This window comes from Myxococcus sp. AM010 (assembly GCF_013372585.1).
Taxonomy (GTDB): Bacteria; Myxococcota; Myxococcia; order Myxococcales; family Myxococcaceae; genus Myxococcus; species Myxococcus vastator.
The window spans coordinates 42,946-54,377 of sequence record NZ_JABXEO010000061.1; the positions used below are offsets into that span (position 1 = coordinate 42,946).

The 11,432-nt window shown below is 69.0% G+C and carries 10 protein-coding genes; 6 read left to right on the plus strand and 4 right to left on the minus strand.

Annotated features, from left to right (window positions below; translation table 11 throughout):
* The first annotated feature begins 35 nt into the window (after window positions 1–35).
* Entirely contained in the window at window positions 36–539 is a 504-nt protein-coding gene (locus tag HV826_RS25045) for an RNA polymerase sigma factor (protein ID WP_176419498.1), read from the plus strand.
* A gap of 12 nt (window positions 540–551) precedes the next feature.
* On the opposite strand, the gene HV826_RS25050 is transcribed toward HV826_RS25045, so the two are convergent.
* Together HV826_RS25050 and HV826_RS25055 are read right to left on the minus strand one after the other, a co-directional pair.
* Window positions 552–1,208, minus strand: a complete 657-nt coding sequence (locus HV826_RS25050) for a hypothetical protein (RefSeq protein WP_176419499.1) — start codon at window positions 1,206–1,208, stop codon at window positions 552–554.
* Complete coding sequence (locus HV826_RS25055) at window positions 1,208–3,385, minus strand: S46 family peptidase (RefSeq protein ID WP_176419500.1); 2,178 nt, start codon at window positions 3,383–3,385, stop codon at window positions 1,208–1,210. The genes HV826_RS25050 and HV826_RS25055 overlap by 1 nt, the downstream gene beginning before the upstream one ends.
* Window positions 3,386–3,632: 247 nt before the next feature.
* Between HV826_RS25055 and HV826_RS25060 the strand changes: the two genes are divergently transcribed.
* The 5 genes from HV826_RS25060 (at window position 3,633) to HV826_RS25080 (ending at window position 8,521) form a co-directional block, all read left to right on the plus strand.
* A complete protein-coding gene (locus HV826_RS25060) occupies window positions 3,633–4,667 on the plus strand; it encodes a hypothetical protein (RefSeq protein WP_176419501.1) in 1,035 nt (344 codons plus the stop codon).
* 99 nt (window positions 4,668–4,766) lie between these two features.
* Window positions 4,767–5,504 carry a M50 family metallopeptidase gene (locus HV826_RS25065; protein WP_176419502.1) on the plus strand — a complete coding sequence of 246 codons (738 nt, stop codon included), beginning with the start codon at window positions 4,767–4,769 and terminating at the stop codon, window positions 5,502–5,504.
* Window positions 5,505–6,465: 961 nt separating this feature from the next.
* Window positions 6,466–7,182: a double-CXXCG motif protein gene (locus tag HV826_RS25070; protein ID WP_176419503.1), complete on the plus strand. Its 717-nt coding sequence runs from the start codon at window positions 6,466–6,468 to the stop codon at window positions 7,180–7,182.
* Window positions 7,183–7,361: 179 nt separating this feature from the next.
* Window positions 7,362–8,294: a VOC family protein gene (locus HV826_RS25075; protein WP_176419504.1), complete on the plus strand. Its 933-nt coding sequence runs from the start codon at window positions 7,362–7,364 to the stop codon at window positions 8,292–8,294.
* Window positions 8,295–8,320: 26 nt separating this feature from the next.
* A complete protein-coding gene (locus HV826_RS25080) occupies window positions 8,321–8,521 on the plus strand; it encodes a hypothetical protein (protein WP_176419468.1) in 201 nt (66 codons plus the stop codon).
* 61 nt (window positions 8,522–8,582) lie between these two features.
* Here the strand turns inward: HV826_RS25080 and HV826_RS25085 are convergent, their stop codons facing one another.
* Window positions 8,583–9,866 carry a hypothetical protein gene (locus HV826_RS25085; protein ID WP_176419505.1) on the minus strand — a complete coding sequence of 428 codons (1,284 nt, stop codon included), beginning with the start codon at window positions 9,864–9,866 and terminating at the stop codon, window positions 8,583–8,585.
* A 157-nt stretch (window positions 9,867–10,023) separates the two neighbouring features.
* Window positions 10,024–10,680, minus strand: coding sequence for an MBL fold metallo-hydrolase (locus HV826_RS25090; protein WP_176419506.1), 657 nt, complete (start codon window positions 10,678–10,680; stop codon window positions 10,024–10,026).
* Window positions 10,681–11,432 lie beyond the last annotated feature (752 nt).

The following is an 11,432-nucleotide window of genomic DNA, read 5'->3' on the forward strand; positions in this document are numbered from 1 at the left end:
TACGTCCATCCCGGCGTGTCAGGAGAGCACCCGTCATGCACGCATACGCGCTTCCGCCGCTGTCCGAGTTGTATACCGAGCACCGTCCTCGCGCGCTGGCCATTGCCCGACGCATCGTCGGTGACACCGCCGACGCGGAAGACGTGGTGCAGGACGTCTTCGCCCGGCTCGCCCGCCGCGCCCCCGGCTACGGCGGCCGCGCGGCGTGGAGCACCTGGCTGCACCGGGTCATGGTGAACAGCAGCATCAACTGGCTGCGGGCGCGCAAGCGCCGGGACAGGCTGAGCCACGATGTCCAGGAGCCCCTGTCCCCGGAAGCCCTCGCCGTGGGCGCGGAGATGGAGCGCCACTTCGGTGAGGCGCTGGAGGACATCAACGAGCAGCAGCGACAGGTGCTGTACCTGCGCGAGGTGCGCGGGCTGAGCTACCCGGAAATCGCCCGACTGCTGCGCATCCCCGAAGGCACGGTGAAGAGCACGCTCCACCGCGCCCGCCAGCGCACGCTCTGCCTGATGGAGGAGCGCGGCCAGCAGCCCTGAGCGGGGACGGGCTCAGTCCTCGCTCTTCGAGCCGACGAACTGGTTCGTCTTCTCCTTGAAGAGGACGTTGAAGCTGGTGAGCGAGCCGTAGACGCGGGTGATGTAGCTCTGCAGCTCCACCTTCTCCGCGTCAGACAGCTTCGGGTGCGCGTTGAGCTTCTGCTCCAGCACCCGGAGCCTGTCTCGCACCATGACGACCTTGTGGAACAGGTTGTCGATGGGCAGGTCCTTGGGCTGCAGCTCGGTGTTGGCGGGCACCAGCCGCATCGTGCCGCCCTCCCACTTGTTGGCCAGGGGCGGCGAGTCCAGCAAGCCAGACGCCTCCCGGAAGATGTCCATCAGCTCTTCACGCGTCATGCTCAACCCTTCCAGGTCCACCACGTCGTTGGGGTCCGCGCGGCGCCGGACCACCACCGGCGCCACGCTGCGCGCGGTCCGCTCGCGCGCGGGTGCAGCCGCCAGGGGGGCCGCGCTCCCCCGGGGCGTGTACTTGTCGCAGATGGGCGCGGACGGGGGAAAGTTGCCCCGCCACGAGTGCAGCCGGCATGCGCCCACCCAGCCCCGGCGCTCATCCACCGACTGCGGGCTGAACAGCTTGCAGTTGCCACACACGCGCTCTTCCGGCTTGAAGACCGGAAAAGGAAGCGAGCCGTCCCCCGCGTCCGACATCAGCGCGTCTCCCTCGCCACCGGCGGGCCCTTGCGCACGCCCAGCTCGCGCAGCAGCACGTCCGCGTCCTCCACCTGGTCCAGCATCCAGAGGATGTAGCGCACGTCCACGTTGACGTTGCGAGCCACGTCCGGGTTGTAGCCGAAGTCGTTGGCCACGTTCTCCCAGACGCGGTCGAAGTTGACGCCCACCAGCTGGCCCTTGCCGTTGACGGTGGGGCTTCCGGAGTTGCCGCCGGTGGTGTCCGCGTCCGACAGGAAGTTCACCGGGACGTCCTTGAGCTTCTTGTCCTGCCACGCGCCGAAGCGCTTCGCCTCGGCGACCTTGGAGACCTTCTCCGGGACGTCGAAGGGCTCCTCGCCGGTGTGCTTGGCCAGCATGCCCGACAGCGTCGTCTGCGGCGTGTAGATGGCGCCATCCCGCGGCGCGTAGCCCCGCACCTTGGCGAAGCTCACGCGCAGGGTGCTGTTGGCGTCGGGGGCCACCGGCTTGCCCGCGTGCGCCAGCACCGCCTTGCGCCACTCCGGCCGCAGCCGCAGCGAGGCGCCCTGGCGCCGGTCCTTCACCTCGTCGAGCGCGGCCTGCTCCCTGGCCAGGTCCAGGCCGAACGCGAGCAGCGGGTCCTTGCGCGCCTCGAGCTGGCCCACCGACTCGGTGGCCATCTTCAGGCGCTCGTCCAGCTTCAGCACCTGGGTGCCCGCGTACATGGCGTCAATCTTCGCCAGGACGGCCTTCTCAGAGAACGTCTTGCCGAAGTGCTTGTCCACCGCGGCGATGCGCTCGTCGGCGCCCAGCGCCTGCGCGCGGCGCACGAAGGCCAGCAGCAGCTGGCGCTCGGCGGGGAGGAACAGGTTCTTCTGTTCACGCTCCAGCCGGTCCTTGATGCGGACGTGCTCGCGCTCCATGTACTCCGGGCGGCGCTCCAGGTCCGGCCTGGCGCGCTCCGCGGCCAGCCGCGACACCGTCACCGCCAGGGCCGGGGCCCGCGCCAGGCGCGACGACGCGGCCAGGAGGAACTCACGCTCGAAGGCCTTCGAGATGGCGGAGAGCTCGACGAGCAGCGCGGCCCGCGCGTCCAGCGCCGGCTGCCACTTCGCGCCCGCCTTCTTCGCCCACACCGCGACGGCGGCCTCCGCCTCGCGCTGCTTCTCCACGATGCGGCCCCGCTTCAGGCCCGCGAGCTGACCGCCCGAGTTCTTGTAGACGTTGTGCAGGCCCTTGAGCTGCGAGGCGACGGCGATGCTGCCCGCGGGGTCCTTCTCCCCTTCCGCCTCCAGGATGCGGATGGCCTCGCCGAACACGTCGCGCATGCGCGGGTAGAGGCGCGACTGGCGCTCGGCCATCTCCTCCGCGAGCAGCGCGCGGTACGTCATGCCCGGGTAGCCCAGCACCATGACGAAGTCGTCGGGCTTCACGCCCTGGGTGGCCAGCGGGAAGAAGAACTCCGCCTTGTAGGGGACGTTATTGTCGCTGTACGGCGCGGAGGCGCCGTCCGGCGCGGTGTACGCGCGGAGGATGGCGAAGTCACCGGTGTGGCGCGGCCACATCCAGTTGTCCTCCTCGCCGCCGTACTCGCCCACCGCGCGCGGCGGCGCGTAGACGAGCCGCACGTCGGTGAGCTCCACCGCGTCCACCAGCGTGTAGTTGACGCCGCCATCAAACGTCGCCACCTGGCAGCGGGTGGCGGGGCGCTTCTCGCACTCGGCGACCAGCTCCTTCTGCTTCCGCTCGATGGCCTTGTAGCGGGTGATGTCATCCGCGTTCGCGGGCACCGCGGCGAGCACCGTCTTCGTCACGTCGGTGAAGCTGCGGGGCACCTGGACGCGGGAGCCCTTGCCGGGCAGCTCGTCCTCGCGCTTGGAGGCGAGGAAGCCCTGGGTGATGAGGTCGCGCTGCGGCGTGCTGTGCTCCTGGATGACGCCGAAGGCACAGTGGTGGTTGGTGATGACCAGGCCCGAGGCGGCGATGAACGCGCCCGAGCACCCACCGACGTTCACCGCACCCGCCAGCAGGCCGGTGCCACGCTTCGGGTCCCAGAGCTTCTTGGGGGAGACCTGGAGGCCCTGGGCGCGCAACCACGCCGGGTCCAGCTCCAGGACCTGCTGGGGAGTCCACTTGCCTTCCCCGGCCAGAGCGGGGGCAGCCACGAGCGACAGGAGGAGGAGCGTCTTCTTCATGGTATCTCTCCCTACTCCGTCCGGCGCCCGCAAGCGACTCCCTTTGCCGTGACGCTTCGCGGCCTGGAGACCGGGCTTTCTCGTGGAAGGCGCACCCGGAGGAGGCGGCCTCTGCGCAGTGGCCTTCGCCGAGGGGCGAAGGCCGCCAGGCCTGTTCACGGGCAGCACCGCGCCACCACGTCCCCGTTTCGCGCAACTTCCGGACGCCTCCCGGGTTCACAGGACATTTCTCCGGAGGAATCACCCCATGAAGTACGACAGAAGGAAGACGCTCATCTCCGCGCGCGGGCTGCTGGCCCTGGGCCTCATCGGCTGTGGCACCGCCGAGGACGCCGTCGCCCTCCTCACCGATGCGCCCCCGGGCACCTCCCGCGCGGCCCTCACGGTGTACGAGCAGGCCGCGCTGGACACGGCCAACGCTTCCGCGAGCTGCGCGCCGCTCGGGAACTTCTACTGGGAGCTTGGCGATGGCGCGGGGCCGCTCTATGGAATCCCGCGAGGCAGCGGCGTGTCGGCCACGACGGTGATGCCCATCGCGTCCGCGAGCAAGTGGCTGTACGCGGGCGCCTACGTGCAGTCGAAGGGGTACGCCAACCTCACCCCGGATGAGAAGAAGCGCCTCAACTTCACCAGCGGCTACATCGACGGGAACACCACCTTGTGTGGGGACGCCGGGACGCGCGTCTCGGATTGCTACGGCCCCGCCTACAAGGACGTCTCCTACCGCCCGCTTCAGGATGGCCGGTATTTCTATAACGGAGGCCACATGCAGAAGCTGGCCCTGGACGATATCGGCGCGAGACGGGGCACGGGCGTGTTGAGCGTCATGGACTGGCTCAACGCCCGGCTGGGCACCACCCTGCCGGAGTCCGACAGCGACGTTGCTCCGGCCGGAGGTTTCTCGGGCAGCGCGGCGCACTACCGCGTCTTCCTGATGAAGCTGCTCAACGGGCAGTACGCGCTGTCCTCCAAGCTGACCGCGGATGCCATCCCCGCCTGGCAGGGGGGCCCCGGCGTGTCCTTCACGCCGTGGACGGCGGGCACGGCGTATTACGGGCTCGGGCATTGGATTGAGGGAGAGACTGTCAATGGCGCGTGGACGGTGACGGGCCACTCCTCAGCGGGAGCGTTCGGCTTCTATCCCTGGGTGAACGCCGCCGGGAACCGGTACATGCTCCTGGCCCGCAGTCGCCAGCTCGGCGCGAATGGAGAGGGCGAGAAGTCACGCGCCTGCGCCCAGGCCATCCGCGAGGCCTACCAGTCGGGCGTGCCGCAGCCGTAGCCGCCGCGCGTCCGCGCATGCCCCGGCCTCCCCGTCCCCCGCTCGGGCCCCTGACGCGGTAGTGTCACGTGTTGGGGTGTTCCAGGAAGGGAGCGACCGATGCGGACCGCCAGCGGTGCACAGCTCGATTTCGGCCGGTTGGCCCTGCTCGTCCTCATGCTGGGGGTGGGCTGGTACTTCTGGGATTCGCCCGCCCTGTGGCCCATGAAGGTGCTGGTGGTGATGATGCATGAGAGCGGGCACGCGCTGGCGTCCTTGCTCGTGGGGGGCTCGGTGGACCGCATCCACCTGGCGGCCAACGAGTCGGGCTCCTGCCTGTCCCGCCTGCCGCCGGGGCTGTTTGCCAGGGTGGCGGTCTACTCCGGGGGCTACCTGGGCAGCGCGGTGGCCGGCGCGGGGCTGCTGCTGGCCACCTTCCGCTTCCGGCTCCGCCGCTGGGTGCTGGGCGCCGCCAGCGTGTGGCTCACCGTCATGGGCGTGCTGTACGCGGGGGACGGCTTCACCCTGCTCTTCTGCCTGGGCACCGCCGTGGTGCTCGCGCTGGGCGCGAAGTTCCTGCCGGATGGCGCGGTGGACGCGCTGAACCTGTTCATCGCGGCCTTCACGGCGCTGTATGCGCTGTTCGATTTGCGCTCGGACTTGTGGAACAGCGAGGTGCGCTCGCAGAGTGACGCGGCGCTCCTGGCGGACCTCACCTACGTGCCCGCGGTGGTGTGGGCAGCGCTGTGGTCGCTGCTCGCCATCGTCCTGCTGGCGGTGGCGGCGTACACGTCCCTGCACGCCAGGCCCAAGGGGCTCCAGATGCCCCCCGTCACGACGCGGGCGCGTCGGGTGTAGCGGCACCACTTGCGACTGGAATGTTCATGGTGAGAGCCAGCAGACGCCTCAGTCCACAAGCACAAGCAACTCAATTTCACAATTCACTCGCTCGGCGCATCTGTTCTTTGAGCTGCTCGGATTCCAGCGCACGTTTCAACATGACGCTACTGTAGTGGACGACGAGAGCGAAACTGCCCTGATAGGAGGGCGATGACACAAGATTGATAGTGGACTCAGCCGTCTCCCAAACTGATCGACCCCAGAACGGACTCCCCGCCAACCTGTCGAGCGCCTTGTCTTCCCGCATTTCCCGCGCTTCATCGCGAATGGCCTCTGCAGTCGACTCTTCGCGGTCGTCCCCTGCGATTAGGCGTGCACTGTCACGGAATCCCCTTCCGATTTCTCGTGCTGCCCTACCAGCCGCCCTCGACTCCAATGCCTTGTCCGTCGATTCCTCCTGCATTGGTTCCCCGTACTTCAAAGCGAGCAAATGGCGCAGGTCCGCATAGCTTCCTCGGCCATCCGCACCTTCAAAAAAACAAAACATCTACCATTGCAAGACAGCCACCAGCAAAACGGTACATTACCTGCGCTCTGCGTTCGGCAACTGTAGCTTCGGATGAAATGCTCCCATCAGGAAGGCGCATGGCGGATGTCACCGTGCTGAGAGCCTCTTCCTGATTCATTCCTCATCAGACAGCCTGAAAACCTTCCTGGCTCCTCCATGCAGGCCCAGCTGCATTCATTGCCCGAATTGCATCCCGTCGGTGAACAGCCCGACTCGGAGCACTTGTGCACCCAATTAGGAACCCGAGAGGGATGGCGAAGAGTCGAAATGCGAGCATGGAGCAACTCTCGGGCGTACGCGAAGCACTCGTCAAGTCAGTGAGATGAAGGGGCAACTACGGCAAGGACCGCTTCATCCTCACAGAGGATTGACACCCTACCTCCCTTCGCTGCCAAATGACCTGAACGGACAATGCGGTGCTTCTGGATACGCAAGGAGCGGACGCCGGCATTCACCGGCAGCTTCGATGCCACGCACAAGTGGCGTCTGCCCGGCGTGCAGTGCCACGCCTGTGGCGTGACGTGGGGTGGAGCCGGGCACCAGTACCCCTCGGTGGACCTTTCTCACCTGCCTGAGCGGTCGCGCTTCGTGCGCCCCTGGCCTGTTCCCGTTTCGGAACTCGCGCAGCTGAGAGAGTGGGTTCGCCCCTGGGTGCCCTCCGGCGTGCAACTTCCGCCGGGCACGCAACTGGGGCCTCTTGAGGGCACTGCCTCTGGGAGATTCGGCCCACTGACGTCACAGGGGGACATTCTGTGGCTCGTGCGGCGAGATGCTCTCGAGCGCCTCCAGGTTCAAGGCATCAGGGGGCTGCTGGGCTGCAAGACGGAATTGAGGTTCCGTCAGAAGGAGCCCCCGGAGTTGCTGGAACTCCAAATCGAACCTCGCGGCCGACTTCATCCGGACTGCCATCCATCGGACCTTGCTCCGCCATGCGACGCCTGCGGCCGGGTCGCGCTTCGATTGCCGGACGAACCCCTTCTTGACGCAGCATCCCTGCCCGTCGACTGCGATGTCTTCCGCGTCGGTGACTACGCCACCGTCATCGTTTGCACCGAACGGTTCATGGAGACCGTGCGCCAGCTCGGTTTGGAAGGAATGGCGTTTCGCGAGCTTCCCACGCGCGGATGACGCTGGAGTCCGCCGCCGTTCAGATGTAGCGCCCGAGGGCCAGACGCCGTCACGCCGGACACAGCGGCCCCACCCACAATCGCACGCATGCGTCCCGTGGGTTGTCGCGCGAAGGCCGCCGCCTCATATCGAGGCCTCCAGCCCGCGAGCGGCCTTGGGCCGCGGCACGAGGAGAGACGATGAGATTTCCTGGCACGTGGCGCGCGAGGCTTCGCGGTGGACTCCTGCTGGCCAGCGTGTGCGCCGTGGGAGGCACGCTCGTCACCCAGGGCGGCTGCGCGTCCACGCCCGACAGCGCGGTCCGCGCGGCCATCCCCCTGTCGCCCACCCCGCTCTACGGCAAGTTCGTCTGGCACGACCTCGTCACCGACAACCCCGCCGCCGCGAAGCGCTTCTATGGCGACCTGTTCGGCTGGGAGTTCGTGGACATCCGAGGCGGCCGCCGCCCCTACTCCCTCATCCGCGCCCAGGGGCGCTGGATTGGCGGCATCGTCCATCCGGCGAACGCGGCCGAGAGACGCGAAGGCGCGCTGTGGCTCGGCTACCTCTCCGTGCCCGACGTGGACCGCGCCGTCACCGAGGTGAGCGCCCGCGGCGGCAAGGCGCTCGATGGCCCCATCGACGTGCGGAACATCGGCCGGGCCGCCGTGGTCTCCGACCCGCAAGGCGCGGCGGTGGGCTTCGTGCGCTCCCAGCCCGGTGACCCGGCCGACACGGGCGTGCCCGATGAGGGCCAGTTCTTGTGGATGGAGTACCTGGCCCAGGACCCCGTCGCCGCGGCGGGCTTCTACAAGGAGCTCCTGGGCTACGAGGTCCGCGAACGCCCACTCGGCGGCGGGCCGCACTACGTCCTCGCCCAGGGACCGCATCCCCGAGGCGGCGTGCTGGCCAACCCGGTGAAGGGTGCGCGCCCCAACTGGCTCACCTATATCCGCGTGAAGGACCCCGCCGCGCTCGCCGCACGGGCCCAGGCCCTGGGGGGCCGCGTGTTGCTGGCCCCATGCCCGGAAGCGCGGGGCGGCTCGCTCGCGCTCATCGCCGACCCGAGCGGCGCGGTGCTCGCGCTCCAGCGCTACCCCTTCGAGACGTCCAACTCCGCAACGGCGCCGTGATGCGCCACCCTCGAGGAGAACCCCACATGCGTCTGCGCCGACACACATCCCCCCGCTCGCTGTCCTGGGCCGTCCTGATGGCCGGTGCCCTCCTCACGTCCGGCTGCACGGAGCAGCCCGCGGGCGTCGGACTCGGCTTCACCACACCGTCGCCCTGGAACGCGGCGCCGCAAATGGAAATCACGACCACCTGGAACGGCGGTCCGATGTACTGGACGTCGCCCTGAAGACTGCCTCCCCGGAGGCGGGCGGCGGACCTCACCGTCGCGCCTCCGGGGAGACGTCGCATCACGCCTGCGGGGCGTGCACGCCGTTGGACAGCTCGTTGCGGACGACCTCGGAGACGCGCTCGCGGACCATCTCGCCCACGCGCTCGCGGACGTCGGCGCTCACGCTCTCACGCACCGCGCTCGCGATGCGCTCGGGGTCGACGGCGCCACCACCGCTGTGCTGCATCTGCGGCGTGGACGGACCGGCGCGCATCGCCTCACCGAGCGCGGAGCGGACGGCCTCGGGGAGCTGCGAGCGGAGCGCCGAGTCCAGCTCCGAGCGCATGCTGCTGATGAGCCGCTCACGCAGCGAATCCGCCAGGCGGCCGCGGATGGCGTCCGCCAGCCGCTCCACGTCGTAGCCGCCCTGCCCCATCATCCCGCCCTGCCCCATCATCCCGCCCTGGCCCATCGTGCCCCGGTGACGGGCCATGGCGCCGCGCAGCAGCTCGCCCATGCGCTCCCGCAGCACCTCGCGGACGCGCTCACGGACCGCCGAGTTGATGCGCTCGCGCAGCCCCTCGGACAGCCGGTCCTGGAGGGTCATCGCGATGCGCTCGGGGTCGAACGAGCCGGCCGCCATGCCGCCCCACTGGCGCGTCATGACGCCGCGGAGCCCGTCGGCCAGGCGCTCGCGCAGGGACTCGCGCACGCGCTCACGCAGGCTGTACACCAGCCCCTCGTGGAGGGCCTCGGCCAGGCGCCCGCGGAGGGCGTCCGCCAGCCGCTCCGCGTCGTGGGGGCTGAAGCCGGGCACGCGCTCCGACATCACCGAGCGCAGCGTGTCCGCCAGCCGCTCGCGCAGGGCCTCGCGCACGCCGTCATGCGCGGCGGTGTTGATGCGCTCGCGCAGGGACTCCAGCAGCCGGGTGCGCACCGTCTCCGCCAGCCGCTCGGCATCCGGGCCGCCGAAGCCGTGGGAGGACATCTGCCACTGCTCGATCATCGCCGCGCGCACGCACTCGGCCAGCCGCTCGCGGATGCCGTCGCGGATGCGCTCGTGCACCACGGAGGCGATGCGCTCGCGCAGCGTCTCAGCCAGGCGGGAGCAAAGCGCGTCCGCGATGCGCTCCGGCTCCGGCATCCCGTAGCCCTGGGGCATCATCCCGTACCCCTGCGGCATGCCGCCGCCGCGCTCGGAAATCGCGTGGCGGATGGCCTCCCCCACGCGCTCACGCACCTCGCGGCCAAGCCGGTCCTCAATCGTGGAGACAATCTGCTCGCGAACGGCTTCGACGACCCGCTCCTTCAGCGACTCACCGAACATCTGCTGCGACTGGGGGGAAAGCTGATCCTGAAACATGAGAACGCTCCTGATTCGACGCCTGGACTGCGAGGAAACACGGCAGGCGAAAACGCCTCTCCTGCCGGGCGCGATTCAATAGACAGGCACGCACTCGGGGTAAACGTGTCGCCGGTGTGAGCGCGCGTTGGACGCCAGACACCGGAGGCGCGGGCGGCTACTTGCGCGGCCGCATGCGGAACGCGACGAAGGCGTCCACGCTGTCGAAGGCGAAGTACGGGTTCTTCTGTCGCACCGTCTCCATGGAGGTCACCGGCACGTCGCCATAGTCGTGCCCCGGATACAGCTTCGCGCTGTCGGGCACCTTCGCCAGCACCTGGGACAGGGAGCGGTACATCTCCTCCGGGTCGCCGCCGCTCATGTCACACCGGCCGCATCCATTGATGAACACGGTGTCCCCGGATACGAGCGCGTCGCCGGCCAGCAGGCAGTGCGAGCCCGGCGTGTGCCCGGGCGTGTGCAGCGCCTGGAACGTCTCCGTCCCCACGCGCACCTCGTCCCCTGGCCCCAGGGGCCGCAGCGCGCCGCCCAGCTCGCGCAGCTCCGGGGAGAACTGGACCTCTTCGCGCTGCGCGAACACCGGCACGTCCCACTTCGACAAGAGGTCCGGCAGGCCGTTGATGTGGTCGAAGTGGCAGTGTGAGACGAACGCGCCCACCACGCGCTTGCCGTCCTGCTTCACCGCCTGCTCGATGGCCTCCACGTCCCACGCGGGGTCCACCACCACCACTTCATCCGAGTGGCGGGGGCCCACCAGGTAGACGAAATTGTCCATGGGCCCGAGCTTGAGCTGCCGCACGTACGGTTCACGCATCGCGAAATCCTCCTCGTCGAAAGCCCCACTCTAACGTCCGGGACTTGAAGCGGCGGCCCCCTTCCCTCTTGAATAGGTCCTTTTGTCTCTGGGAGGTCTCCACGTGAAGCGCCCATTGCTCCTCTGCGCCCTGCTCGCCGGCACCGCCTTCGCCGCCAAGGAGCGCGCCACCTTCCGCTACACCGCGCCTCCGGAGGGGGAGCGTCCCGTCATCGTCAACGCCGTCATCGGCCCCCAGGGCAGTGACTTCGCCATGCGCCTGCGCTTCGACAAGGTGCCGTTTGGAGACGCGTGCAAGAACCGCTGCGCCAACACCACGCTGCTGCTGGACACCGACAACAGCAAGCAGACGGGCCTGCGCCTGGCGGCGAAGAAGGCGCCCGGCAACGGCGCTGATGTCGCCGTCGTCATCCAGGGCGTGCGCGACTACGCGAGCCAGGAAGGCGCCCCGGCCGCGAGCTGGCTGCGGGTGAAGGTCCGCCTGCTCGGCAGCGAGGCCTCCTCCGTGGATGACGGCGAGCTGCTGGCCGAGTTCAACCACCGCCAGGACCCCGAGCGGCTCCACGTGGACGGCGAGACCATCTACCTGCTGGTGGACGCCACCAGCGCCGCCCTGCCCTCCGCCCGGAAGGCCCGCGTCGTCTACCAGCCGCCCGGCGCCAAGCCCCTCCAGGCCACCATTCCAGGGATGATTGGCGGCGGGAGCGGCAAGGGCGTGCGCATCTTCAAGGACCTGTCTCTTATACACATCT